This window comes from Paenibacillus sp. FSL W7-1279, assembly GCF_037969845.1.
Classification (GTDB): domain Bacteria; phylum Bacillota; class Bacilli; order Paenibacillales; family Paenibacillaceae; genus Paenibacillus_AQ.
In genome coordinates this window covers 2,963,381-2,989,784 of sequence record NZ_CP150215.1, presented here as the reverse complement: position 1 = coordinate 2,989,784, position 26,404 = coordinate 2,963,381, and the positions used below count along the sequence as shown (strand labels likewise).

Annotated in this window: 21 protein-coding genes; 8 read left to right on the top strand and 13 right to left on the bottom strand. The window is 50.4% G+C overall.

The window, feature by feature from the left end:
• Positions 1-26: 26 nt before the first annotated feature.
• Together MKY82_RS13280 and nirB are read right to left on the bottom strand one after the other, a co-directional pair.
• A complete protein-coding gene (locus MKY82_RS13280; RefSeq protein WP_339296249.1) occupies positions 27-2,186 on the bottom strand; it encodes a nitrate reductase in 2,160 nt (719 codons plus the stop codon).
• Between the two features lie 33 nt (positions 2,187-2,219).
• Entirely contained in the window at positions 2,220-4,394 is a 2,175-nt protein-coding gene (gene nirB / locus MKY82_RS13275) for a nitrite reductase large subunit NirB (protein ID WP_339296248.1), read from the bottom strand.
• Positions 4,395-4,832: 438 nt separating this feature from the next.
• Here nirB and MKY82_RS13270 point away from each other — a divergent pair, with 438 nt between their 5' ends.
• Positions 4,833-6,059 (top strand): nitrate/nitrite transporter, encoded by a 1,227-nt coding sequence (locus MKY82_RS13270; protein WP_339296247.1) that lies wholly within the window; start codon positions 4,833-4,835, stop codon positions 6,057-6,059.
• A 145-nt stretch (positions 6,060-6,204) separates the two neighbouring features.
• Here MKY82_RS13270 and MKY82_RS13265 read toward each other — a convergent pair whose 3' ends face one another.
• Complete coding sequence (locus tag MKY82_RS13265; RefSeq protein ID WP_220685684.1) at positions 6,205-6,759, bottom strand: VanZ family protein; 555 nt, start codon at positions 6,757-6,759, stop codon at positions 6,205-6,207.
• On the bottom strand, positions 6,756-7,658 hold the full coding sequence (locus tag MKY82_RS13260; RefSeq protein WP_194542159.1) for a M15 family metallopeptidase: 903 nt from the start codon (positions 7,656-7,658) through the stop codon (positions 6,756-6,758). The genes MKY82_RS13265 and MKY82_RS13260 overlap by 4 nt, the downstream gene beginning before the upstream one ends.
• Positions 7,659-7,844: 186 nt before the next feature.
• Between MKY82_RS13260 and MKY82_RS13255 the strand changes: the two genes are divergently transcribed.
• Together MKY82_RS13255 and MKY82_RS13250 are read left to right on the top strand one after the other, a co-directional pair.
• The gene (locus MKY82_RS13255; protein WP_339296246.1) at positions 7,845-9,581 is read left to right on the top strand and encodes an ABC transporter ATP-binding protein; all 1,737 of its coding nucleotides are present in this window, start codon (positions 7,845-7,847) and stop codon (positions 9,579-9,581) included.
• Positions 9,574-11,418 (top strand): ABC transporter ATP-binding protein, encoded by a 1,845-nt coding sequence (locus tag MKY82_RS13250; protein WP_339296245.1) that lies wholly within the window; start codon positions 9,574-9,576, stop codon positions 11,416-11,418. The genes MKY82_RS13255 and MKY82_RS13250 overlap by 8 nt, the downstream gene beginning before the upstream one ends.
• Positions 11,419-12,134: 716 nt before the next feature.
• Here MKY82_RS13250 and MKY82_RS13245 read toward each other — a convergent pair.
• From MKY82_RS13245 to MKY82_RS13230, 4 genes are all read right to left on the bottom strand, one after another.
• Positions 12,135-12,362, bottom strand: coding sequence for a hypothetical protein (locus MKY82_RS13245; protein ID WP_339296244.1), 228 nt, complete (start codon positions 12,360-12,362; stop codon positions 12,135-12,137).
• Positions 12,363-12,462: 100 nt separating this feature from the next.
• On the bottom strand, positions 12,463-13,275 hold the full coding sequence (locus MKY82_RS13240; RefSeq protein WP_339296243.1) for a TIM barrel protein: 813 nt from the start codon (positions 13,273-13,275) through the stop codon (positions 12,463-12,465).
• A gap of 77 nt (positions 13,276-13,352) precedes the next feature.
• Positions 13,353-14,201 carry an N-acetyltransferase gene (locus tag MKY82_RS13235; RefSeq protein WP_339296242.1) on the bottom strand — a complete coding sequence of 283 codons (849 nt, stop codon included), beginning with the start codon at positions 14,199-14,201 and terminating at the stop codon, positions 13,353-13,355.
• A gap of 110 nt (positions 14,202-14,311) precedes the next feature.
• Positions 14,312-14,929, bottom strand: coding sequence for a LysE/ArgO family amino acid transporter (locus tag MKY82_RS13230; RefSeq protein ID WP_194542153.1), 618 nt, complete (start codon positions 14,927-14,929; stop codon positions 14,312-14,314).
• 142 nt (positions 14,930-15,071) lie between these two features.
• Between MKY82_RS13230 and MKY82_RS13225 the strand changes: the two genes are divergently transcribed.
• Positions 15,072-16,523: a PLP-dependent aminotransferase family protein gene (locus MKY82_RS13225; protein WP_339296241.1), complete on the top strand. Its 1,452-nt coding sequence runs from the start codon at positions 15,072-15,074 to the stop codon at positions 16,521-16,523.
• 93 nt (positions 16,524-16,616) lie between these two features.
• Here MKY82_RS13225 and MKY82_RS13220 read toward each other — a convergent pair whose 3' ends face one another.
• The 5 genes from MKY82_RS13220 to MKY82_RS13200 all read right to left on the bottom strand — a co-directional run bounded on the left by MKY82_RS13220 (position 16,617) and on the right by MKY82_RS13200 (position 21,922).
• Positions 16,617-17,720 (bottom strand): ABC transporter permease, encoded by a 1,104-nt coding sequence (locus tag MKY82_RS13220; protein WP_339296240.1) that lies wholly within the window; start codon positions 17,718-17,720, stop codon positions 16,617-16,619.
• 83 nt (positions 17,721-17,803) lie between these two features.
• Positions 17,804-19,000 carry an ABC transporter permease gene (locus MKY82_RS13215; protein WP_339296239.1) on the bottom strand — a complete coding sequence of 399 codons (1,197 nt, stop codon included), beginning with the start codon at positions 18,998-19,000 and terminating at the stop codon, positions 17,804-17,806.
• A 16-nt stretch (positions 19,001-19,016) separates the two neighbouring features.
• Positions 19,017-19,949 (bottom strand): ABC transporter ATP-binding protein, encoded by a 933-nt coding sequence (locus tag MKY82_RS13210; protein WP_194545148.1) that lies wholly within the window; start codon positions 19,947-19,949, stop codon positions 19,017-19,019.
• A 189-nt stretch (positions 19,950-20,138) separates the two neighbouring features.
• On the bottom strand, positions 20,139-20,771 hold the full coding sequence (locus MKY82_RS13205; RefSeq protein ID WP_220687461.1) for a response regulator transcription factor: 633 nt from the start codon (positions 20,769-20,771) through the stop codon (positions 20,139-20,141).
• The gene (locus tag MKY82_RS13200; protein ID WP_339296238.1) at positions 20,768-21,922 is read right to left on the bottom strand and encodes a histidine kinase; all 1,155 of its coding nucleotides are present in this window, start codon (positions 21,920-21,922) and stop codon (positions 20,768-20,770) included. Before MKY82_RS13200 ends, MKY82_RS13205 begins: the two co-directional genes overlap by 4 nt.
• Before the next feature lie 498 nt (positions 21,923-22,420).
• On the opposite strand from MKY82_RS13200, the gene qoxA reads away from it, so the two are divergent.
• From qoxA to qoxD, 4 genes are all read left to right on the top strand, one after another.
• Positions 22,421-23,425 (top strand): cytochrome aa3 quinol oxidase subunit II, encoded by a 1,005-nt coding sequence (gene qoxA / locus MKY82_RS13195; RefSeq protein WP_071224329.1) that lies wholly within the window; start codon positions 22,421-22,423, stop codon positions 23,423-23,425.
• Positions 23,426-23,488: 63 nt separating this feature from the next.
• A complete protein-coding gene (gene qoxB / locus MKY82_RS13190; RefSeq protein ID WP_194542148.1) occupies positions 23,489-25,432 on the top strand; it encodes a cytochrome aa3 quinol oxidase subunit I in 1,944 nt (647 codons plus the stop codon).
• Positions 25,429-26,025: a cytochrome aa3 quinol oxidase subunit III gene (gene qoxC / locus MKY82_RS13185; protein ID WP_194542147.1), complete on the top strand. Its 597-nt coding sequence runs from the start codon at positions 25,429-25,431 to the stop codon at positions 26,023-26,025. Before qoxB ends, qoxC begins: the two co-directional genes overlap by 4 nt.
• A gap of 1 nt (position 26,026) precedes the next feature.
• On the top strand, positions 26,027-26,314 hold the full coding sequence (gene qoxD, locus MKY82_RS13180; RefSeq protein ID WP_194542146.1) for a cytochrome aa3 quinol oxidase subunit IV: 288 nt from the start codon (positions 26,027-26,029) through the stop codon (positions 26,312-26,314).
• Positions 26,315-26,404 lie beyond the last annotated feature (90 nt).

The window sequence follows — 26,404 nt, the reverse complement described above, 5'->3', positions numbered from 1 at the left end:
GTCGTCGATTCCTTGACCGGAACCTATTAACGCTCCGTGTACGAATCGTTCTCCCTATAAACTTTCTGATGCAGGGGCCGAATCCGGACAGCGGATGTCTTAAAACCGGGCATTTTACAGAACGGGTCCAGTTCCGGCCGGGTCGCGTGATTGACATTCTGCACGCCGCCCCAATGCATAGGCACGAACAGGGTGTCTTCTCGAATCTGGTCTTTGATTCTGGCACGCACGGTAAAATATCCATGCTCCGATTGAACTTCTACCCACTCTCCGTCCCGAATTCGGTAACGCTGTGCGGTAATCGGATGGATCTCCACGAAATTTTCCAGCTCACGCGCAAGCAAAGAAGGACTCCTTCTGGTCTGCACCCCTGTCAGATAGTGGGACAGAACACGTCCATTGGTCAGAATGAGCGGATACTCCTCAGTTACCCCTTTCCAAGGAGTCCCTTCCATTATAGAGAACACGGCCTTTCCGTCCGGATGGGCAAACGATTGTTGAAACAGAAGGCCCGCCCCAGCTTCTTCAGGCGAGGGGCACGGCCAATAGACTCCCTTCTCCCGGCGCAGTCGGTCATAGGTTATACCGTAGTAGTCTGCAATTCCACCCTTGCTCGCTAGCCTCAGCTCATTAAAGACCTCTTCAGGCTCGTTGAAGCGAAAATAATGCCCCTTCCCCAGCATGTCTGCTATGGAGCACAGAATCATCCAGTCATGACGCGCCTCGCCAGGCGCCTGACGCCCTGCTTCTCTCAGAAGCACGCGTCCCTCCAGGTTCGTCAGTGTCCCTTCATTTTCCATGTAGGAGGTTACGGGCAGAACGAGATCGGCCAATTGGGCCGTTTCGGACATAAACATGTCGGCAACCATCAGAAAATCAAGTTTGTTCAAACCTTCCTCCACAAGCCCGGCGTTCGGATTCGATACGATGGGATTGGAGCCCATCACGAAGAGCGATTTAATCACTCCCTGATGAATCAGCTCCATCATCTCATAGGCAGAGACGCCTTTCCCGGGGAGGCTTGCAGCTTCCACACCCCACACGGAGGCAACGTAAGCCCGATCCTTTTCATTCTCGATCGACCTGTAACCCGGCAGCTGATCGGCCTTCTGCCCATGCTCCCTTCCCCCTTGTCCATTCCCCTGACCGGTGATGGCTCCGTATCCGCAGCCCTCTCTCCCGATTTTACCCGTAGCCAAGACCAGGTTTAGAAAATGGCGAACCGCAAGATGGCCATCCGTCTGCTGCTCCACCCCTCGCGCAGTCAGCACCATGCCAGTATCCGCCTCGCCAAAGGCTAAAGCGGCCTCCCGGATTTGCCCCAGCTCCAATCCGCATATATCGGCAGCCTGCGAGAGATCGAGGCTGTTCAAATAAATGCTCAACTCGTCGTAACCGTTCGTCCTTGCTTGAATAAAGGACTCATCGATAAAGCCTTCATCCATAATGATCTTAAGCATCACATCCGCCAGTACGGTATCCGTTCCCGGTCTGATCGGCAAATGCATATCGGCCATGGCGGCGGTGGCTGTTTTCCGCGGGTCGATGACAATGATCCTCGCCCCATTCTCCTTAGCCCGGTTGAAGTAAGGCAGCAGTGTTGGCTGACATTCCGCTATATTGGTGCCGGCCAGCACGATGCAGCGGGCCAGAGGAATATCAGCCAATCTGAAGGTCAACCCCCGGTCAATCCCGAAGGTTTTGCTCCCTGCAGAAGCAGCGGCAGACATACAGAAGCGGCCGTTATAATCGATATGGCGGGTTCCCAGTGCCACCCGGGCAAATTTCCCGAGCAAATATGCCGTTTCGTTGGTCAACGATCCACCGCCGTAAACGGCATTGGCATCAGGGCCATGCTGCTCTGATATCCCCTGTAAATGCTGACTGGCCACAGCAAATGCTTCATCCCACGAACATGGGACGAGTTCACCATTTGAACGGATGAACGGGTGTGTCAGACGCTGCGAATGGACTGCATGCTGATGCGCATGCATGCCTTTGACGCATACCCTGCCCTCCGATGCCGCGTTCGGTACCCCTTCCACCTTATATTCGGCCCGGCGCTGACCCGGAATGCCGTTCCCACCCTCGGTTACCGTCATCTTGCACTGCACACTGCAGAACGGACATTGCGTCTCGATCACGGCAGCAGCTTCTGTCGCTTCAGCACGATCCGATTGAAGCATAACGAGACCACCTCTTTCTATTATTCTTCTGCTTTAACGGACCTGCGCCTCCCATGCATAGCGAGACAGCTGTTCTGCAAGTTCTCTTTGCAGATCATCGTCAAGAACATTCTCCCGGATCGCCGTCACGCCTGTACGTTCCACCCACCTCCACAGCGGTTCCTCATACATGCTGTTCTGACGGTACCACTGCAAGCAAGCAGCTGCGAGCTGGACGACATCTTCCTCACTCTCCGCAACACCGATCAACTGCCCTTCACGGACAGGATGCGCCGCATGTCCGCCGAGATAAACCTCCCAGCCCGCGGGAGAAACGGAAATTCCGATCCCCTGAACCAGGATGCTGACGGACGACGCTGTGCAATCAGACACCCCTGCACTCACCGGGGAAGGAAGGGACACCTCTCGCCAGCCGGTTCGAAGCCATTCTCCAATTTTACGAATGCTTGCCGCCTCTGGCTTCGATCCTTCCGTGTCTCCCACCCATACCTTGACCCCCTGATAGGCCCCTGAGCCCTTATAAAAAACGTCGTCGGCACTTGCTTTAATTGGTTGGCTACGCTCATCATGGTGAACTGCACCCGTCATTTCAATGTCAAAATAAAATCGTAAGGCTGGACAGCACACCTCACAACCGTCCGGTTTCTTCCAACCTTGACGTAACATAAAATCCTGAACGGAATGACAGCCTTGAGACACGGCATGAACCACCGCTTGCTTCAATGAAGATGGACCAAGCACCGTGCATTCACATACAGGAACCTCGATTGGCGTTCTGGCTTCCGTATGCAAACCCTCTTTCCTCTTGCCGCTTCGCATATATTTGACAAGAGCGTCCACCATAGGCCGGCAGCCGCCGCAGGAACCGGATGCCCTGGTATGCTCCTTCACTTCATCCGAGCTTTCCAGATGATGTTCGGTAATAGCCGCCATGATCGCCGCTTTGCTGACGCCGTTGCAAGCGCAAACCGTTTCATGTTCCGGGAGCGCCTCTGCAGCGGATTCGGCTGCGCTGAGGCCGCTGCTTTCAGAAGGTATAAGCTCTGACACAGCCGCACCCTGCTGCACCAATGTCAGGAGCGAGGACCCCTCATTCGTATTTCCGAACAGAACAGCACCCGTAACCCTGCCATTGCGCATGGTCACTTTTTTGTATGTGCCGCATACGGCATCGTAATGCTGAATGGCCGTTTCAGCACCTTCCCCTGATATCACTCCGGCGGAGAATACATCCACGCCCGATACTTTAAGCTGGGAGTAGGGAATCGACCCGCCATATGGCTCCGCCTCCCGACCGCAGATGACACGGGCCAGCACCTTCCCCTGCTCATACAGAGGAGCGACCAGACCATAACTTACGCCTCGGTGTTCCGCGCACTCTCCCACGGCATAAATGTTCGGCTCGCTCGTTCTCATGAAGTCATCCACCAGAATCGCCCGCTGCGTTCGAATGCCGCTTCTTTGGGCAAGCTCCACATTGGGCTTGATCCCAACAGCGAGAACGACTACATCCGCATCTAGACGCGTCCCGTCCATAAACCGAAGACCCTGCGCTCTCGTGCGGCCAACAATTCGCGTGGTGTCCTTCGCCAAGTTAAATTGCATCCCTTGAGCTTCAAGTTCCCGCTGCAGCATCATCGAAGCCGTTCGATCCAGCTGCCGGTTCATGATATAAGGAGCATTATGAACCACTTGGGTATCCATCCCGAGATGGAGAAGCCCGCGGGCAGCCTCCAATCCCAGTAAGCCTCCGCCAATGACTGCCGCCTTCGTGTACATCTTGGACATTTCGGTCATTTTCGTACAGTCGTCCACAGTCCGAAACGAAATGACGCCTTCCTTATCCGCTCCGGTTATAGGCGGAATGTAGGGAGATGAGCCTGTTGCCAGAATTAACGCATCATACGTTTCCCGTTTACCGGAGACTGTCTCGACAGCGCGGGATTTGATATCGATATGACAAACGGTCTCCCCTGCCAACAGCCGAATGCCATGCAGCTCATACCAGGACCAATCGTTCAGAATGATATCCTGGAGAGAATGTTCACCTTGAAGCACTTTGGATAGGAGGATCCGATTGTAGTTGGGGCGAGGTTCGGCACCGAATATCGTAATATCGAAGAGCTCCGGATCCAGCTTGAGGATTTCCTCAACACATCGTATTCCCGCCATCCCATTGCCAACGACAAGTAGCTTCTTTCTCCTCATGAAACACCTCCACCCCCGCCATGTCATCTTCATGTAAGAAAATAGAAAACGCCCTTTCCCATAATGAGGGAAAGGGCGTCATTGCCTCTAATTCGGCACACCTTTGTGCCGATTTTCAATAATAACCATACATTCAGATTAGTTGATGCACAAAAAAATGTCAATATACATAACACCAAATTCATTATATTGCTGAATAAATAAATATCAAGCGAAATTATGTAAAGTATATTGACATTCAGTTGACCACTTCTCTATAATGTGAATCATCATAATCATATGTTATTTTACGGACGGGGACACAATGATGTGTCTTTAGTCTTTGGGCAATGAGGCCGCAAATCGTCTTGGCAAAGGGCGATTGCGGCCTTTTTATGCCTGCAGCTGGGAGTCGACACGAATAGAGAAAGTACACATTTTGGATAAGGAGCGATAACGATGGAGAGGAAAGGATTTTGGCAAAGCGGGCATAAGCCCTCGCTGTTCGGTGCTTTTCTGTATTTTGACATCAGCTTTATGATATGGGGCATGCTTGGCCCCCTTGCGGTGGTCATTGCCGCGGATTATCCGATGGACCCGGTGCAGAAGGCAAATCTTGTGGCGCTTCCCGTTCTGGGCGGCTCCATACTCCGACTCGTATTAGGATTCCTGGCGGATCGCCTGGGTCCTAAATTAACGGCTCAGATTGGAATGGTCGTTACGCTGATCCCTTTATTATTAGGCTGGTTGTGGGTAGATTCCCTGGATCAATTGTATGTTGTCGCTATTCTGCTAGGGGTGGCTGGAGCTTCGTTCGCTGCAGCTCTGCCACTGGCGGGACAGTGGTATCCCAAGGAACATCAAGGTTTGGCGATGGGAATTGCCGGTGCCGGTAACAGCGGCACGGTCCTCGCAACCCTCTTCGCCAATCGGCTTGCCCAACATTTCGGAAGCTGGGAGATAGTATTCGGACTCGCCATTATCCCCATCGTGCTGGTCTTCATTTACTTCTCGCTGTTTGCACGCAATAGTCCGAATCGTCCCGCTCCCAAAAGATGGTCCGAATATGCAAATGTCCTTAAGCAGCGTGATGCCTGGGTATTCTGTGCCCTGTACTGCGTGACGTTCGGCGGCTTTGTGGGACTTGCTAACTATTTGACGATCTTCTTTAACACCCAGTATGGTCTCTCCGCGGTCCAGGCCGCCGACATTACCACGATCTGCGTCATAGCAGGGAGCTTCTTCCGCCCTGTGGGCGGCTTTCTGGCCGATCGAATCGGGGGCTCACGGATGCTCATGTTTCTCTATACCGGGGCGTCCATCATGCTCATCGGCGTCTCCTTCATGCCTCCCCTTTGGCTTGTTGTCACGCTGCTGTTTATTGGCATGATGTGCCTGGGTGCGGGAAACGGTTCGGTATTTCAGCTCGTCCCTCAGCGGTTTGGCGGCGAGATCGGCCTGGTTACCGGTATTGTCGGAGCCGCCGGAGGGCTTGGAGGTTATGCTCTGCCGCTTATTCTCGGCCGATTATACCAGGCGACAGGCTCATACACAGCGGGCTTCATTATTTTAAGTTTCATAGCTGCCTCTTCGCTGACCCTTACAGTCGTGATGCAGCTGAAATGGCGGCGAAGCTGGCTTCGCAGTGTGTCATCAGGTCCGCAGGCCGGTTCGGCCAAGCTATAAATGAAAGTCGCTCAGGTTATAACCTCGTCAAACGAATACAAATGTTAAGAACATGTTGATGAAGAGACCAATACCCGGTAATAAACCGGGTATTGGTCATGCTTTGTAGCTGTGCTTTTTCAATCCCCCTTCTATCCAATCCACTTCAGTTCCTTACTCGTTCGTTCCCAGTTAAAGGCTTACCCGTTCTTTCTCGTCTCTCGTCAATAGGCAGCGTTGTTCCTGAAAAGATTAGCTTCAACATGAGAAACACGCCGTATCCAAGCACCCCGCCGGCTGTATTCAGAATTAAATCATCCACATCAAAACTTCCCATTGAAAAAACGAGCTGGGAGCATTCCAGCGCGAGACTCAACCCCAGAGATGTCGTAAAGGAGCCAATGAACCCGAGGAACTTGCTCCTAAGCATAAGACCGACGAATATGCCATTAGGCATGAATATGGCGATATTCCCGAAGAGATTGATCACGTCATGTGGACTCGAAAGACGCCTCATATTCATTCGAATGGATTCAAAAGGCGTGAAATTGGCAAATTGCAATCGATTCTGTGCATATTCCGGGATCTCGGTGGCTCGATGCAGCTGCTGCCACAGAACCGATATATCTACGGAACCGAACTTGAATAGAATCACCTTGAGTAAGACGTAGAGATACAATGAATACGGCAATAATAGTAACCATTTATTCGATAATTTCATTCCGCATCATCCTTGCTTAGCAGTACCGTCACTATGATTCCGTCGATATTGTTTCCAGATATCTCATACTCGCTTCCTGCCGGTATCTCAATCTCCATGTCTTTGGATGTCACGGGTACATACTTAATTTCGTATTCCTTCCCATCTACGGTTGTTCTGTAGCTGGATTGATCCTTTAGGTAATCCAGATATTCCTCCAAGGTAAGATTCAGTTCCTTCATGATCATGCTGTGCGGCTGCCCAACATAACGAAAATGCCACGGTTCATACTGAATGCCTGTAATCTCTGTCTTGTCCTGAGGATAGCGCAGAATGAATCCGTGCGCCCATGCATGCTCCTTCAGCCACTTCCCTTCGGGCGATCGATCAATCGACTGTTGCGTCGATCCGATATCCATCGAGAGCCCGAGATTATGCTCGCTGTAGCCTGGAGGCAAGGCGTAATCGGAACCTTTTTCACGATAAAGCTGTTCTTGCTCGTCTTCATCCCGATACCCGCTGCTGATCATGAAGCGATTGACTCCATCTTCTCCGGCGGCTTCAATCATATTACGGAAATTCTCCGCCACACTGCGCGATAACCGGATCGTGTTATCCAGAACCACATAACCATACATTAAATCTTGATTTTCAAACAATGTTACGATATCCTTCGGCACCGCTTCCGGATCAAGCGGATGATCCTTATTGACCAGAACCAAGTTTCCACGCGTCACTTGTTCATCCGTTACACGGATCGTCTGCGTAGCGGATGTCTGATTCGATTGCGTGCCGGAATCCGTCTTTGTTTCCTGTCCATCCCTACTGTCCACCCTATCCTTCACGTTAGGCGTCTCCGTCAGAATGGACTCGCATCCGACCAACAGAAATATAACGAGCATAATCAAACCTTTTTTCAACTTCAACAACTCCCTCTAGCTTGGTCTATCCAGATTAATGAATAGAGTTTAAGGAAAAGTAGGAAAAAGTTAAAGTTTTTCTTAAGAGAGATGATTCTCGCCTATCCCTTTTCCCTTTGACAAGATTGAAGCCAATGGCTTAACTTGGTATTTAGACTAAAAAGAATAAAGAAGGTGCCATTATTCTTGCTCAAATTATTTCGTTATTTACGTCCCCACTGGGCTGCGGCCCTGCTTGCGCCGCTGCTTATGCTGCTGGAGGTCGCCATGGATTTGCTCCAGCCCATTCTCATGGCCAGCATTATTGATCAAGGCGTCATGCAGAACGATACTGCGCACATTCTCCATACAGGTCTCATCATGCTGGGTGCGGCTGCCATCGGGCTGCTTGGAGGTCTCGGTTGTACGATCTATTCTTCCATTGCCTCGCAGCGTTTCGGTGCCGACCTGCGCCGGGATTTGTTCCTTAAGGTTCAGACCCTCTCGTTCCGTAATCTGGACGATGTCTCAACGGGTTCGCTGATCACACGGCTTACGAGCGACATCGTCCAGATTCAGACCATGGTCCAGATGCTGCTGCGTATCTTCGTACGCTCTCCGTTGCTCGCGATTGGAAGCATGATCATGGCAGTGATCATTAGCCCGAAGCTCGCCATCATTCTGGCCATTGCCGTTCCGTTGTTGTTCGTTGTGATGTTCTTTCTGATCCGGGCTACCCTACCCTTATTCGCCACCGTTCAGAAGAAACTCGATAAAGTGAATACAGTCCTGAAGGAGAATTTTGCCGGCATCCGGGTATCCAAAGCATTCGTGCGAGCAGGGTATGAGAAGGATCGATTCCATCAAGCGAATACCGACTTCACGCAAGTTTCGGTTAAAACACAACGGATCGTTGCGCTCAATATGCCCATCTTGAGCATGATACTGAACGTCAGCATCGTCGTTGTCCTCTGGCTCGGCGGGAAGAACGCGATTGATGGCTCGTTCGAGGTGGGAAGCCTGGTTGCCTTCATCAACTATGTGACACAGGTGCTGTTCTCCGTTTCCTCCGTGGCGATGATGCTGGTTCGAATCTCTACGGCCAAGGTTTCCGCTGATCGTATCCAGGAAGTCATGCATACGGAATCCGAGATTGCGAACGCTGCTCATCCGGCGATGAATGCATACAAGCAGGGAGAAATCGAATTTGACCAGGTGACTTTTTCCTATAAACCGGGGATTCAGAAGCCCGTTTTACATCATGTCAGTTTCAAGGTTCGACCGGGGCAGACCGTCGCGATTATGGGAGCAACCGGTTCGGGAAAAACCTCTCTGGTATGCCTGCTTCCCCGCCTGTATGATGTAACTTCCGGACGGATCTTCATCGATGGAACCGATGTGCGACAATTCGACTTATCGGCGTTACGCGAACGCATCGGCATCGTCCTGCAAGAATCCATCCTCTTCACAGGCACCATTCGGGATAATATCCGCTACGGGAAAGCGGATGCTTCCGATGAAGAAGTGATTGCAGCGGCCAAGGCTGCGCAGGCGCATGAATTCATTTCGTCCATGCCGGAAGGATACGATACGATGCTTGGACAAAGAGGCGTGAACCTCTCCGGCGGTCAGAAGCAGCGGATATCCATTGCACGGGCATTACTGCTTCGCCCCGCCATTCTGATTCTGGATGACAGCACCAGTGCCATCGATATGGGAACGGAGTCCAGGCTTCAGAAAGAGCTGGCCCGGCTGATGAACGGTCGGACCTGCCTCATGATTGCCCAGCGGATTTCTTCCGTAATCGATGCCGATCACATACTGGTGCTGGACGATGGAAAATTGGTAGCGGAAGGTACGCATAGCGAGCTGCTTGCTTCCTGTGAGCTGTACCAGGATATTTATCAATCGCAATTCGGCAAGGAGGTGTCTTCCCATGGCTAAACCCGATCAAGGATCCAAGCATGGCAATACAGAAGCTCCGGATCTGAGTTTGCGCGGCGGCAGCCCCATGCGCGGAATGACGATGGCCAAGGCGAAGCCCAAAAATACGATGGGAACGATACGCCGGATCTGGGGTTACATACGACCATTTAAAGGCGGCATGATCGCTGTTTTCTCATTCACGCTCATCACGACGATTCTGTCCCTGATTGCTCCTTACCTGCTGGGGAATGCGGTGGATCATTATATCATTCCGGGAGATTTTGAGGGACTCATGGGGCTGTGCGCGGTGCTTCTAGCGGTTTACGCGGGTACCGCACTCACAGCATGGCTGCAGCAGCATGTCATGGTTAAGGTCTCGCAGCTGTCTATTCAGGCCATGCGGAGGGATATTTTTGCGAGACTTCAAGTCCTTCCGCTGCGTTTCTTTGACAGCAAGACCCACGGCGAATTAATGAGCCGCACGACCAACGATATCGAGAACGTTTCCGGGACGTTGAATCAGAGCGTAACCCAGCTCATTTCAAGCCTGCTGTCCCTGGTTGGATCGCTTGCCATTATGCTGTACCTGAACGTATGGCTGACGCTGCTCAGCATGGTGACCATTCCGCTTGTCATGCTGTTCACGAAGATCGTAGCAAGCCGGACAAGGAAGCATTTCTCCAAGCAGCAGAGCACGCTGGGTGAGCTTAATGGCTTTATCGAGGAAACCGTCTCGGGGCAGAAGGTCGTTCAGGTATATCGCCGGGAGCGGCATGCCGCTGCGCAGTTCGATGTCATGAACAAGAAGCTGACCGATGCCAGCATTCAAGCTCAGATTTATTCGGGTACCGTCGGTCCGGTTATGAACGTGCTGAATAACATCAGTTTTACCTTAATTGCGGCGGTCGGCGGGTATATGGCATTCAAGGATTTTACTACCGTGGGGGTTGTCGTTGCATTTCTGAACTACTCGAAGCAGTTTCAACGGCCGCTGAACGACCTGGCGAATCAATTCAATCTCGTGCAATCTGCTGTGGCGGGTGCTGAACGGGTCTTTGAGGTGATGGATACCGAGTCCGAGTACCAGGACAATCCAGACGAGAATACAGCAGATGACATGTATGGCGAGGTGCAATTTGACCGGGTTTCCTTCAGTTATAAGGAGGGCGTCCCGATTCTGAAGGATGTTTCCCTTACCGCTCGGCCGGGCGAGACCATTGCGCTCGTCGGTCCGACAGGTGCCGGCAAAACCACCATCATCAATCTGCTGACCCGTTTCTATGAGATCGATTCTGGCATGATCACCATTGATGGGGTCGACATCCGACAGCTTGATAAGGATCACCTGCGGAGCAAGCTGGGAATCGTGCTGCAGGATGCCTATGTATTCTCGGCATCGATTCGGGAGAACATCCGCTACGGCCGGCTTGATGCCTCGGACGAAGAGATCGAAACCGCCGCCAAGCTTGCCAATGCGCATGACTTTATCATGAAGCTGCCCGAAGGCTATGACACGCTGCTTGTGTCGGGCGGAGGCAACCTGAGCCAAGGCCAGAGGCAGCTCTTGACGATCGCTCGCGCGGTGCTTGCCGATCCGGTCATTTTGATTCTGGACGAAGCTACCAGCAGCATTGATACGCGGACGGAGATGCATATTCAGACCGCCATGCGCACCCTGATGAAGGGCCGAACCAGCTTCGTCATCGCTCATCGTCTAAGCACGATCCGTGAGGCTGACCAGATTCTCGTCATGAATCAAGGCGGTATCACAGAGCGCGGCACACACGAAGAGCTGCTAGCCAAACGCGGCTTTTATTACGAGTTATATAACAGCCAGTTTAAGTTAAGCGGTTGAAGATGGGTTAGGTAATTTTCTTACAAGCCGCTGACAACAATTAGGAGAGCCGGTTCCATGAAACGGCTCTCTTGTTTGTCTGCTATAAGGATAAGTGTCTTGAGTAATGAGTGCTGCGTGTTGGGTGTTGCTTATCGACTACCTTCTCCTTATTACTGCAGAGCAGAATCTGTATCTGTATCTGTATCTGTATCTGTATCTGCTTAAGACTATCGGGAATAACACAACCGGATCTGAGAGCCTTTAATTCGATCGAACCAGCTCAATCTACAAATCGAGCGGAGACTAGGGCCTTCATTTCCATCAAACACCAACTCAATCTACAAATCGAGCGGACACCAGGTCCGTTATTTCCATCAAACCCCGCTCAATCTACCAATCGAACGGACACCCGGGCCTTCATTTCCATCGAACCAGTTCAATCTACAAATCGAGCGGACACCAGATCCGTTATTTCCATCAAAACAGCTCAATTCGCGAATCGAACGGACACCAGATCCGTTATTTTAGTTAGCATAGGGCGAAAATCACACTTTTACGGGGAATAACGTACCTCATGTCCGCTAAACTAGTTAATTTCGTCTTTTTTAACTAAATAACGGATGCTCAGTCCGTTAACAAAACAAATACAATGCGAAGCAATACAAATGCCATTCAATCGTACTTTCGATGCCATACAAATGCCATTCAAACGCATTTGCGATGCCATGCAAATGTCATTCAATCGTACTTCCGATGCCATACAAATGCCATTCAAACGCACTTGCGATGCCATACAAATGCCATTCAATCGTACTTGCGATGCCATGCAAATGCCATTCAATCATACTTTCGAAGCAATACAAATGCCATTCAAACGCACTTGCGATGCCATACAAATGCCATTCAATCGTACTTTCGATGCCATACAAATGCCATTCAATCGTACTTCCAATGCAATACAAATGTCATTCAATCGTACTTCGATTGCAATACAAATGCCATTCAAACGCACTTCCAATGCCATGCAAATGCACTACAAGGCCACCATCTCGTACGATCCCATCATTCCAACTCAACTTGACTGGCATTACTCACGATCCGTTTTACAGCCCCGATCATCCATTCCATCTCCACATATTGATTGTTCGGTGCATTGTATTCGACGCCCCAATAGCCCTTGTAACCGCCTGCGAGCAGACACCGTACCTTCTCCTCCGCACCGGGATGGACCGCTGTTTTCGCGTCAAAATGAGTATGTACCGTCCACGGGGCAACCATCGCATCCCCTTCAACCTCATCGGCCTTCCATCTGCCAAGATGAAGCAGAAAACCAAAAGCAGGATGATGGACTTCCTCTGCAAGCCGTTTCATTTCATGTGGAAGCAGCGACGCGCCCATATGATTTTCCGGACCAATGGTATAACCGCCATCCGCTGCACGATCCGCATATTCGCGATAACGTTTAACCGTATACTCGAACTGTTCATCAGTCATCGGCTCCGATCCCTTATAACTGCCGCCGGTGTCGATCCGCACGGTTTCAGCGCCCAGGATTTCAGCGGCATCCAAATGAACCAGCGCATTCTCATACAGCCTCTGCCGAAGATCCGGGTCAGGATCCCATAGTTGCGCTCCGTCCACAGCAAAGTTGACCACCCTCATCTCTTTCTCATCCAGCGCTTCTCTAATCTTGCGGATGTAGCTCTTATCAGCAAGCTTGTATACGCTATCGCTCCGATCGATGAAAAAACCGTTCCACATATCAACCGCATCCATTCGGTACCGGTACTTCACCGTCTCCAAATAACCGAACACATCCATTTTCCCTTCCAGAAACGTATTAAAAAAAGGATAACCGCCAATCGAAATGTTCAACTGAATACCTCCTCAGAGAATGAATGAAAGAACTAGCTTCCGTTTCTCGCACTTCCAGAAGACCTACGCATCATATCTTACTCGATGGTGTATCTAAGATGATGATATTCCCCGCCGGAGAGAAAGCCTCTCTTCCTATACAGCTGCTCCGCCTGATTTCCCGTCGTTACAAAAAGACGCAGAACCGGATAATCAGGCTCCAGGACTGTTAACGCCCTATCCAGCATCGCGGTTGCCAACCCCATCCCTCGATGTTGGGGTAATACGGCGATACTATAGACGAGTGGCAAGCCCTCCCATAAAGAGATCAAACATACACCGACGATTTCTCCCGTTATTCGGTCATATACTACGGAAGATGCTCCCAACAGCTTGGGGTCCACTGCGTCAAAATATCGTGCTACGTCCTCAGCATAAACCTGGGCTTCCCGCTCATCCGGTCCATTAGCATAGGCTTCCCTAAACACCTCTACAATCTTAGACATATCATCTATTGACGGTATTCTATAAATATCATTGAGATCCATCGATGTTTCCAGCTGCTCGGTAGGCCGCATCATGCATTGCCTGGATTCAACTCGAACGAAACCAGTTTCACGAAAAGCGATCTCCTGCTCAGCTAGAACGTTATATGCATGCAGATCCTCTGTCAATTTCCAAGATTTTAAGGCATAGCTCTTCATCTCATCAATCATCTTGGTGGTAATGGAATATGGGGGGATGCCAAATACAAGACCGATAGAATGGTCAGACAAATAAACCCCAGCCGCTTTATCTTCGCCTGCGATAACCCAGTAACCGTCGTCCGAAGCCGATAGAACCTTGGTTAAATCACCCCAGCTCGGTCTAAACCAATTATTCTTATAATAGGTAGCGAAATATTTCGAGAACATTTTGCGATCCGCCTTTACTAATCTGTATTCCATAACTCCCCCTCCTTATCCCCTTTTGAATTAGGCTCATTATATAGGTTGGAAGAAGCGTGGGCCAAGGGATTTATCAGCTATAATAAAAAAATCACTCATCGTGTTCCTAGCTAAGATAGAATCAGGCTAACCCCCAGATACGCCGCTGTTCCCCACATAATCAACGCGGATATTCGGTTCAACGTAGACAACAATTTCCCTGATGCATCCATCCTTCCAGCTGCCCTGCCTGCTATTCCTAGACCCAAGAACCACAGCCATGAAACTGCGATGCATACGACGGCAAAAATCACTTTATCCATCCCTGAATATTGAAGAGAGCTTGTGCCAATGACCCCCATCGTGTCCAGGACAGCATGCGGATTTAACAACGATACGGACATGGCAAAAACAATTTGCCTCTTCGGCGTAAACGAACGAGCCTCTTCCAACACTTGACCCGAAGGTTTGCTCTTCCAGGTCACCATTCCCATATAGACCAGGAAACAAATCCCCAATGTAAACAGCACGGTTCGGATCCATTCATATTCCAGAACAACAACGGATACGCCCAGAACCGCTAATGAGATCAGCAGCGTATCACAGAGCGATGCCGTAATTATGGCGGGCAGTGCCTTGACGAAGCGGGATTGTACCGCTCCCTGATTAAATACAAACACGTTCTGGACGCCCAAAGGAAGAATAAGGCCTAAAGCCAGGATGAAGCCATGAAGCAAGACACTGATCATATAAAACCAAACCTCCAGTGAATATTTTCACCATTGTAAAGGAGGATGTCGGCTGCGTCTCCAACCAATTGGTTGGCGCTTGAACCAACCAATGAGGTATACTGAGGCATATTCCTACATGAAAGCAGGTTTACTTATACTTATGGCTGAAGAATGGAAATTAAATAAGTACTCCGATGTGCCGCTTCATCAGCAAATTTATGATGATATTAAGAGCAGAATCATGAACGGGGAATGGCCGGTCGGAACCCGAATTCCCACGCAGCGAGAGCTGGCTGCCAAATATCAAGTTAACCGCAGCACCATTGTGTATGCGCTCGGGGAGCTCGCTGCAGACGGTTTAATTGAATCCCGCGTGGGACAAGGCACGGTGATTATCAACAATACTTGGAGTTTACTTGCTGCCACGCCTCCGCCTGATTGGAATCAATATGTAAAATCCGGCTCCTATCAGCCCAATATCCAGATGATCCAGCAAATCAATCGTGCGGAAACCGATTCGAACATGATCCGTCTCGGAACAGGCGAGCTCTCGCCCGATCTCCTCCCGACCGACCAAATACGGGAGACGTTTAACGGCAGGATGTCCAGCCGTTTCACCTTGGGCTACTCGGAACCGAAAGGAAGCCTATATTTAAGAGAAATCATCAGTGAGCATCTGAAAAAGAAAGGGATTATAGCCTCCCCTGCTTCCATACTCATCGTTTCCGGCGGGCTGCAAGGCTTACAGCTGATCTCGCTGGGACTGCTGCATCACGGCTCCTCCATGTTGGTGGAGAATCCCTCTTACCTGAACTCGATCCATGTGTTTCAATCCGCCGGCATGCATTTGCACGGCATCCCTATGGATGAGAACGGGATCCGAACGGAAGCCATCGGGAGACTCAAGCGCCAACACAGGGCTGCCCTGCTGTATACCATCCCTGCCTTTCATAACCCAACCGGCACCCTGATGTCTTCTGACAGGCGGGCAGAGCTGCTTCGGATATGCACTCAGGAAAGGCTGCCCTTAATCGAAGATGACGTGTATGGGGATTTATGGTTCGATACCCCCTCGCCACCTCCGCTGAAGGCTTCGGATAAACAAGGTCTGGTGCTCTATATGGGCAGCATGTCCAAGACCCTGGGTCCCGGGCTGCGCATCGGGTGGATCGCCGGGCCTGAGCCGGTCATCGACCGGCTGTCCGACATCAAAATGCAAACCGATTACGGCTCCAGCTCACTATCCCAGCATGCCGTCGCGGAATGGCTCTCCAGCGGGTTATATGAGAATCATCTCGATCATATACGGTCAGCGCTTAGGAAACGCCGAGATTTTACCCTATCGTTACTTGAGCAACATTTCCTCGATATCGCACACTGGAATATCCCTCAAGGCGGATTCTATATTTGGCTTCGTATCAAGAATCCCCTCTCTATTCGGCCTTTATTTGAGCAGGCGCTGAAGGAGAGTATTTTGCTTAATCCCGGAAATATATATGACCGTAACGACCAGCAGCATCTGCGCCTATCCTATGCATACGCCTCGTACGATCAGCTGAAGAGCGGGCTTATCCGGCTGGCAAAGCTTATCCGCCTTCATGCGTTGTCATGAAAAAAAGGGCTCTCCCGAGGACTTTGATCCTTTGGGAAGGCCCTTTCCTTTTGTCAGTGTGCCCGCTTCATTTCACTAATCCATACCCGTAACCTACACATGACGCCGCTCCATCAAATTAATGCCTATGCCCATGCACAACACCCCGATGAGCAGCAATTTGGTAATCGGGATCCAGAGATCCGCGATGCCATTGCCGTACACAACTATTCCCGTCAATGCTTTCATAGCATGCGTCAGCGGAATGACTTCCGCGAGGCCAAGCAGAATCGGATTCGTGATTGTGCCTGGCGGCATATATACCCCGCTGATGAGCGGCATGATCGGAATGATGGACGGAAACAACGTCCCAAATTGCTCAGGCGACTGCAAGATGCCAACAAAGAGCATGGATAAAGCGACGATGGTCAGTGTGTAGATCACAGTGACTAGCAGCAGCAAGCCGTATTGGTCGCCTAGGTCGAAGCCGAAACCATACCGAAAGATAAGCAGCACCAGGATGATCTGCAAGATGCCGATCACAGAGCTGTATAGCAGGTGACCCATATACATCTCTGTTTTTCGGACAGGAGACAGTATCAGCCGATTCCATACGCCGGAGGCTTTATCCTTCGTAATCGTATTTACCTTAAAACCAATGGTAAACATGACCAGGAATAACGAAAATCCGAACATCAGCTGAAGTCCCATATCATGAGAAACGAGTTCTCCCCCACCCTGCGACTCGGATTGGAGACGCAAGGGTGGTTTCTCCATATAAGCATGCACGTGCTCGCGAAATTTCGTTTCATCTTGCAGGTTCGCCGCTGCGGCCCGAAGCTGCAGCTCTCGTTCATAAACCGTACGGAGATGCTGATCAGCTAACTGGGCATATGGGTTATCCATTGCGGCTATGATGCGATAATCGTCCGAGACCAGCTTCACGGCGAGATCTGCGCGTCCCTCGCGCACTTTCTTTCTTGCCGTCTGTTCATCCTCCATTCGAAATTCGAACGTATCGTTTTGATTCAGCCATTCGATCCACTTGGCTTCGGACTCATCAACCGCCCCGTCTGCGGTGAAGATGTCAATCTTGATCTTGCTGTCAGCCTTCCCTCCGAACATCAGCGTGGCCAATATGCTCAGACCGATGAACATGATGATCATCCATGGATTCCGCTTTTCTTTCATCCATTGCGATAATAAGATGGGCGCCATCAGATCCGCCCCCTTCGTGGAAAAATCCATAAACTCGCAGCTAGAATAACGATGAAGAACACCCCTTGGTACAGGATCGGCAGCTATAGTTCTTGAAACGGACTGCCCTGTATCCACTGAATCATGGACATTAAGGCCAAGCCGTTGGGGGTTACGCTGCCAATGCTCATCAGCCAATCCGGCAAAATATAGATCGGCACCAGATTCCCTCCGATAACGCCAAGCACAAGAAGCAGTATGAATGAAATGCCGGTTGCGACATCCGTGTCCTTCATTCGGAAGAGCATGGCCGTATAAAACGCAGATAACGCCGCAACCGTTAGACACATCATGAAGATAATGAAGGTCAAACCGATCCAGAAGATCAGGGATTTCCCCGGAAAAAGCTGAAACAGAAAATGCGAGACGATCAGCAGGACCGCAGATTGCAGCAGAGACATGCAGAAGGTCGACCCAACCTTACCGGACAAGTAGCGAAATGGATGGGTTCCGGCAAGAAGCAGACGCATAAACACCATCTCTCGCTTTTCTGTGATCGATTTGGACGCCGTCGTTGTGGAAACGGACAGCGCAAAGAATATACTGACCGCCAGGGCGTAATATTGGAACGAGGTGATCATGTCCACACCTTCAATTTGTTCCAATCCCCCGACAGGACTGTTCGCCAGCGCAAGCTCGCCCTCACCCTTGCTTTCCTGTTCTTCCATTCCGCTGTCCAGCGCAGCTTGATAATTAACGGCACCCAAAAATCCATCCAGCATATTTTGCAGAACATTCACTTTCATTGAATTCTCTAGCGCCGTTAAAGTCAGCACCGCACCGTCCCCCTCATGCAGGAGCAGCTTGTTAAGCGCAGCCAGCGTATACCCCTCAGGAACTGTTAGGACGGCCTCCACCTTCTCTTCCTTCAGCTGTACCTGGGCAGTCTGGTCATCCAAAGCAGCAACTTGAAGAAATTCCTCCACATCTTCGCTGCCGAACATATTCATTAATAAGGCTTCCGGTTGGAAATTCGCAGCTGCCTTACTCAATTCGTTCTTCTCTTCCGTGCTGATTGACAAACTCTTTAGACTTTCCTGAAAGGCATGGACTCCCTCTTCATGCCGGTCCTTCACGACCAATGCAACTCTCATCTCAAGGGATTCATTCGAATTCTCTACCCAATTCGGCAAGGCAAATCCAAGAATTAGGATTAACACTAATGGCATAAACAAAGCAATCAGCATCTCTTTCCGGTCTCTCCAATAGACGAGAAAGTCTTTTTTGAAAAATACGCCCAAGCGGCTGTCCCTCCCCTCAATCCCGAAGCTTGCGGCCGGTCAAATGAAGAAATACATCCTCGAGACTTGGCGACTGGATATGAATATTCTGAATCTGCACCTCATGGCGTTCGGCAGCCTGCACAATACCGGACAGAATGTAACTGTTCTTCATGACAATGAGCTTCAGCCCATGATCCGTCTCCTCAACCTGCCTAACGCTTTCTAAGGAGCGAAGCTCCTCGGCCAGCTCCGGATTCGGGCGATTCAGCTGGATGATCAGCGTATCCTCACCGGACAAGATGTGCTGCAGCTCCTCCTTAGTACCCGAAGCGATAATCCGCCCGTGATCCATGATGTACATCCGGCTGCACAGCTGCTCCACCTCTTCCATGTAATGGCTTGTGTACAGTACCGTTGTCCCTTTGTCCCGGTTTAATCGCCGGACCGTTTCAAGAATATGATTGCGGGATTGCGGATCAATGCCCACGGTCGGTTCATCCATGATGACGATTTGCGGATCATGCAACAGAGCAGCTGCAATATTGATCCTTCTCTTCATGCCTCCGGAATAGGTTCGAATTAACTCCTTCTGGCGATCCCGAAGACCGACCGTCTCAAGCAGCTCCTGTATTTTGATCTCCAGTTCCTTTCCGTTCAATCCATATACGCGCCCAAAAAATTTAAGGTTTTCATACGAGGTCAATTCCTCATACAAGGCAATTTCCTGAGGCACCACGCCTAATACGGTGCGAATGTCCTGCGGATGCTTGAGCACGCTTTTGCCGTTCAGGCGCACATCGCCGCCCGTCGGTTTCAGCAAGGATGATATCATGGAGATTGTTGTCGATTTCCCGGCGCCGTTCGGACCGATCAATCCGACGGATTCTCCCCGGTCCAGATACAGGCTGACTTCCTCCACAGCAATCTTGCCCTTAAACACTTTTCGAAGTTCTACGGTTTCCAGCATCATGTCCCCCCATTCTCGATATGAACCCTAACGTGCCTTGTTGCCCTTCGTTCATATCGTCCTCCACTGCTACAAGTGTATATGCAAAAAGGCAGTGCCATCACTGCCCTCGGTCATTGCTTTGATTCCGAACCATGACTTCAGTCATGTTAGGTTCGGATTTAACGGAATATCGTTCTCTCTCACGAATCAAACCACATTGTGCCGTATAGCATAAATCGCCAGCTGTGTCCGGTCTCTTAGATCAAGTTTGTCCATAATCTGGCTGACGTGATTCTTGATCGTTCCGATTGACAAACCCAGCTCGTCTGCGATTTCGCGGTTGCTGCGCCCTTCCCCTACCAGACGCATGATGGACAGCTCCCGCGGGGTAATCGAAGCATCAACGACGGGTGCTTTCTTCTCTCCCAGCAGTTTGGGGATCACCTTGGCCGCCACATCCTCCTGGAGCGACAATCCACCGCTCAAGCAGCTTCGAATCGAGCGGATCAAAGCCTCCGGCTCCGCCTCCTTCAGCATGTATCCGCTTGCCCCGCTCTTTAGCGCCTCGACCGCATACTGATCGTCGTTAAACGTCGTCAGCATCAGCACTTTTGTCTTCGGCCAGCGTGAACGTATGATGCGGGCAGCCTCCAAACCGTTCATCTCCGGCATTCGGATATCGAGTACGACGACATCAAAGATATGGCTTTCGCATAAAGCCACAGCCTCTTTGCCGTTACCTGCTTCACCGGCAACCAGCATATCCGAATCGCTTTCGATCATCATCTTCAGACCTTGACGAACCATGGCCTGATCCTCTGCCAATAATATACGTATCAGCGGACTCCCTCCTCTATTAACTTGGACATGAATAACGTTCCGCGAACGATAAATTGGTTGTCGTACTGGGAGATTTGAAGCTCGCCCCCAGCCTCTTCCATTCGCTCTCGCATCGCTTTTAAACCATAGCCCTCCCGGTGTATATCGCGTTTCCGGTGATACGGATTGCTTACCTCAAAACGGAAAATGCCGCCTCCCGGCGCTTCAAAAATGATATACACTTCTCGAGTGCTCCCATGCTTCATCGCATTGGTCATGGCTTCCTGAACCGCACGGTATACCGCAATGGATTGGATATTGTTTAAAGGTACGGTTAGGGCTCCATGCCGCGCCGTTAGCGTTACGCGCATAAAGCTCTCGGATTCCAACCGCCGGAGAAGTCCAATGATCGCGGGCAATCCGCTGGTCTCCTGCTGCTTCATGGATTTCACCGCATTCCTGGTCTCCTCCAGACTTTCCTTGGCAAGGGCTTTAAGCCCATTCAGAACCTCGGCGGTTTCCCCGTCTGCCTGCATCCGGTGCATCTCAAGCTGCATGAGCAGTGCCGTTAATTTATGCCCGACGGAGTCATGGATATCGCGACCCACTTGAGCCCGCTCCTCTTGCCTGGCATGCTGCTCATCGGTAATCAGGCGACGTTTCATATTACGATACTCACTGAGCAGCGTTTCATATCGCACTCTTGATTCTTCATTACGGGAGAAGACGGTGCGAAATAAGGCCAGCCCCATCGCGAGCATAACCGAGTATAAAACGAGGAAGAACCACGGAAACTCGGGGTATCCGAACAAACCCGGCACCATGGCACCTGCAGCCAGAACAAGACCAATGCAGGCAGCATAAACGAACGGGAGCCGATACACGGCTTTTCCCGCCAGGATGGAATAAACCAGCAGAATGTACGGGTTCGTTGCAGTCGTATTGGTCGGCCATAAGGAGATAACGGAAAATACCGACGCTACGAGCAGTGTGACAAATAGCATTGCAGGTCTGGCACGGAATAATGGCGCCAAAAAAAAGGCCATGAAAAAAACGGCGCTGCTCCCCAACCTCCAAGGCAACTGATCCGGATTAACATGCTGGAGCACAGGGGCGAAGGCACCCAGCCAGCTCAAAACAAGAAATAAAAACCATATCCAGAACGACCGCACTTGCTCCCCTCTCTTTCCTATCAAGAGTTTCACAATTTCCAGAAAAAAATCCCGTTCCAATTTTTAGTTATATCATATCACATGCCTCGTCGCGCCTTTGGGTGAAATAAGTAAACTGGAAATAAAAATTCGCTTCGAATTTATTGTGAAAAAATATACATACACCTTTAAACCCTTACCAATACAGGGATTTATTCGGCAGGCTTAGGGGTCGATTGCGGCGAAAAACAGGCCCGGAAATGTGACGAAACTGGTAACTCTCGTGAATGTTTGAACAAAGTATGAACTGCCTCAAAACCGCGCCACTACAATGATTTCGCTCACAGCCGTACCCTTTTGTAACAAATTGAACACATAAAATTACATACATTGACACGAATGTGGATTTATTTGTTAATTATACAAGTTTATGTGTTTTGCAAAGCCGACCGGAACTTTCTACTATAGATGTGTCAGTAACATTGAATCGAACGAACGTTTCAAGGAAAGGGGTACATCATGAACAAAAGAGGGCCGTTATTTGCATTGTTATTATGCTTTACCTTGCTCTTATCGGGATGCAGCTCGCTCACGGTATTAGATCCGAAAGGACCGGCTGCCAGAACCCTATCCGATACAATCATATTCTCCATTCTCATGATGGTCGGAATTCTAGCGGTAGTTTACGCGCTCTATATCTACATGCTTACCAAATATCGAGCCAAGAAATCCAACGAAGGTTACGAGCCGCCTCATGAAGAGGGCAACAAATGGCTGGAAATTCTGTGGACCGCCATTCCGATTCTGATCGTTGCCGTGCTCTCGGTCGTAACGGTCAAAACGACGGTGGCCGTCGAGAATGTGCCTGAAGGCTACGAGAACCAAGAGCCTCTGGTTATTTACGCTTCCTCCTCGAACTGGAAATGGCACTTCAGTTATCCGGAAGAAGGAATCGAGACTGTCAATTACGTGAACATTCCGACCAATCGTCCAATCGAGTTCAGACTGTATTCATTCGGTCCGATCACAAGCTTCTGGATTCCTCAGCTTCACGGACAGAAGTACGCGATGAGCGACATGATCACCAAGCTGAACATGGTTGCCGACGTGCCGGGTTCGATGATGGGCCGTAACGCGAACTTCAACGGCGAAGGCTTTGCCCATATGGAGTTCGAAGCTCTTGCCATGACCTCTGCCGAGTACGATGAGTGGGTTAAAGATGTAAAGGACACCGCGCCTGAACTGAAGGAAGATGAGTTCAAGAAGCTTCTGGATACCGCGCATGTCGGTCGGATGACTTTCTCCAATACGCATCTGGAATTCAGTCCGCCGCCATCCGAAGATCATCACCATGGCGGCGATGTCAACGGCAATGAGGAGCATCAGGACCATAAAGACGTCCACCCGGATCCTGCAACAACGGAAGAAACGGAATTTGACAGCGAAACGAACGTGGATCCGAACGAACCGCTGCCGAACTTCCCGGCTGAAGAAAGCCCAAATCATCAACATGAAGGACATTAAATCGGTGCGTGAAACGTTGTTCACCCGATCTACTTCATACATCCAGAAAGGAGCTAGGCCTTTATGAAATGGGACGAATTTTTCGTTACCGGTGATCCGTTAATTTACGGCGCCATGGTGAGTATCGTGCTCGTCTCGCTCGCAATCCTCTTCGGTTTGACCTATTACAAGAAGTGGGGTTACATGTGGCGGGAATGGCTGACGACCGTGGATCACAAAAGAATTGGTGTCATGTACATCATCTGTGCATTGATCATGCTGTTCCGCGGAGGCGTGGACGCGATCATGATGCGTGCGCAAACCGCCGCACCGGAGATGAAGTTTCTGACCGGTCAGCATTATAATGAAGTATTCACGACTCACGGGGTCATCATGATCCTCTTTATGGCCATGCCGTTTATTTTCGGTCTGATGAACGTCATCGTTCCGCTCCAGATCGGCGCCCGTGACGTAGCATTCCCTAAACTGAACGCAATCAGCTTCTGGTTGTTCTTTGCCGGCGCGATGCTGTTCAACATTTCCTTCGTTATCGGAGGTTCGCCGGATGCCGGCTGGTCCGCTTACTTCCCGCTGGCCAGTATCGAATTCAGTCCGACGGTCGGCAATAACTACTACTCTCTGTCGCTTCAAATCTCAGGGATTGGTACGTTGCTGACAGGTCTTAACTTTATCGTAACGATACTGAAGATGCGTGCTCCGGGCATGACCTTGATGCGCATGCCGATGTTTACGTGGTCTGTATTGATCACTTGTGTCATCATTATCTTTGCTTTCCCTGTACTTACGATTGCGCTCCTGCTTATGATGTTCGACCGCATCTTTGGTTCCCAATTCTTCACGATGGCGAACGGCGGTATGGATATGCTATGGGCCAACCTGTTCTGGGTATGGGGTCATCCTGAGGTGTATATCGTTATTCTGCCGGCATTCGGTATTTTCAGTGAGATTATCTCGGCCTTCTCCAAAAAGAACTTGTACGGTTATAGCTCCATGGTATTAAGCATGGCGATTATTTCCGGATTGTCCTTCCTGGTATGGGCCCACCATTTCTACACGATGGGTCAAGGGGCCATGGTCAACGGTTTCTTCTCCATCACAACGATGGCGATCGCCGTACCGACCGGGATCAAAATATTTAACTGGCTCTTTACGCTTCGCAAGGGTCGAATCAGCTTTACGACGCCGATGCTCTACTCGCTTGCCTTTATCCCGATCTTCACGATCGGCGGCGTAACCGGCGTTATGCTGGCGATGGCCAGTGCCGACTATCAGTATCACAATACGATGTTCCTGGTTGCCCACTTCCACTATGTGCTCATTCCAGGCGCGGTATTCGCCGTCATTGCCGGTTTCCATTACTGGTTCCCTAAAGTGTTCGGCTTCCGTCTGAACGAAAAGCTGGGCAAAATCGCATTCTGGTTCATTGCCATCTCATTTAACGTAACGTTCTTCCCGATGTTCTTCCTGGGATTGATGGGGATGACCCGTCGTACGTACACCTATTCGGCCGAAACCGGCTTTGGCCCGCTGAATATGCTGTCGATGGTCGGCGCAATTGGACTGGCGATCGGATTCATCATTCTGGTATACAACATCTACTGGAGTACACGTTACGAGCCGCGCGACAAAACAGGAGATCCATGGGATGCACGCGCACTGGAATGGTCAACGCCAAGTCCGGTTCCTGTATACAACTTTGCGGTAACACCGAAAGTCAAGGGCCGCGACGCCTTCTGGTTCTCGAAGAAAAACAACGAGCCGCTTTCGGATGAGAAAATCACGAAGATTCATATGCCAAGCAACACCGGTAAACCGTTTATACTGGGTATCGCCTTCTTCTTCCTTGGCTTCTTCCTGGTATTCAGCTGGTGGATTCCATCCATCGTTGCGGGTATCGCGGTATTGATTATTTTGGCAACCATGTCCTTCGACCGTGATCACGGATACTACATTCCGGTTGAAGAGATTGTTCAAACCGAACAGAAACTGCGGGGTGATACGGTATGAAAATAGATGCCACTCAGCCGCTGGAATATGGAACAGAGGAAAACCGTAATCGAATATTTGGCTTCTGGCTGTTCCTCGGAGCTGAAATTGCGCTCTTTGCCACCTTGTTTACCGTCTACTTCGTTCTCGTGAACCGCTTTGCCAGCGGTCCGAGCGGAGCGGAAATCTTTGAAATTACGCCGGTCCTGCTTGAAACGTTCCTGCTCTTAACGAGCAGTTTCACCATCGGTTTGGCTGTTCATGCGATGCGTCTGGGACTGAAAAAGCAGATGATGATCTTCATGGTCATCACCCTGCTGCTGGGTGCGGGATTCCTCGGGATCGAGATCTTCGAATTCTTCACCTATGTGCATGAAGGAGTAACGCTCTCAACCAGCGCCTTCTCCTCCAGCTTGTTCACATTGCTTGGCACGCATGGAGCTCACGTTACCTTCGGTCTCCTGTGGGGAGCTGCCATTCTGATTCAACTTAAAAAGCATGGACTGGATCATTCCACCGCCAACAAGTCCTTCATCTTCTCGCTCTATTGGCACTTCCTGGACGTTGTGTGGATCTTCATTTTCAGCTTTGTATACTTGAAAGGACTGATGTGACATGATAAAACAGCTGTTTCCAATTAAGCATGTAGCGGGTTATATATCGTCTCTCGTCCTTTCAGCAGTTGCACTCGTCGTTCTGCTGGATATGCCGGCAGCTTCGAAAATGGCCGTTCTGCTGGTGACCGCTATCCTGCAGGCAGCCGTTCAGCTCATGCTGTTCATGCACGTCGGGGAAAGTGATGACAAAAAATCCGTTTACATCAACATTGCCTTCGCTCTGTTCGTTGGCCTTGTCACGATTTTCGGAACGCTGTTCATCTTCGTATGGGGCTGGTATGCTTAATCCTGCGAATATCTCTGAATTTGCAATGTAACGATGAATGTTCGCAGCCTGAACATATATCATCCCATATCATAGAGGGTATCCCAAAAG

Coding starts and splice junctions, on each gene's coding strand:
- MKY82_RS13225 (WP_339296241.1), top strand. CDS start 15,072: ATGGCTGAAGAATGGAAATTAAATAAGTACTCCGATGTGCCGCTTCAT.
- MKY82_RS13220 (WP_339296240.1), bottom strand. CDS start 17,720: ATGGCGCCCATCTTATTATCGCAATGGATGAAAGAAAAGCGGAATCCA.
- qoxC (WP_194542147.1), top strand. CDS start 25,429: ATGAAAATAGATGCCACTCAGCCGCTGGAATATGGAACAGAGGAAAAC.
- qoxB (WP_194542148.1), top strand. CDS start 23,489: ATGAAATGGGACGAATTTTTCGTTACCGGTGATCCGTTAATTTACGGC.
- MKY82_RS13235 (WP_339296242.1), bottom strand. CDS start 14,201: ATGGAATACAGATTAGTAAAGGCGGATCGCAAAATGTTCTCGAAATAT.
- MKY82_RS13265 (WP_220685684.1), bottom strand. CDS start 6,759: ATGAAATTATCGAATAAATGGTTACTATTATTGCCGTATTCATTGTAT.
- MKY82_RS13210 (WP_194545148.1), bottom strand. CDS start 19,949: ATGCTGGAAACCGTAGAACTTCGAAAAGTGTTTAAGGGCAAGATTGCT.
- MKY82_RS13270 (WP_339296247.1), top strand. CDS start 4,833: ATGGAGAGGAAAGGATTTTGGCAAAGCGGGCATAAGCCCTCGCTGTTC.
- MKY82_RS13230 (WP_194542153.1), bottom strand. CDS start 14,929: ATGATCAGTGTCTTGCTTCATGGCTTCATCCTGGCTTTAGGCCTTATT.
- MKY82_RS13250 (WP_339296245.1), top strand. CDS start 9,574: ATGGCTAAACCCGATCAAGGATCCAAGCATGGCAATACAGAAGCTCCG.
- qoxD (WP_194542146.1), top strand. CDS start 26,027: ATGATAAAACAGCTGTTTCCAATTAAGCATGTAGCGGGTTATATATCG.
- nirB (WP_339296248.1), bottom strand. CDS start 4,394: ATGAGGAGAAAGAAGCTACTTGTCGTTGGCAATGGGATGGCGGGAATA.
- MKY82_RS13280 (WP_339296249.1), bottom strand. CDS start 2,186: ATGCTTCAATCGGATCGTGCTGAAGCGACAGAAGCTGCTGCCGTGATC.
- qoxA (WP_071224329.1), top strand. CDS start 22,421: ATGAACAAAAGAGGGCCGTTATTTGCATTGTTATTATGCTTTACCTTG.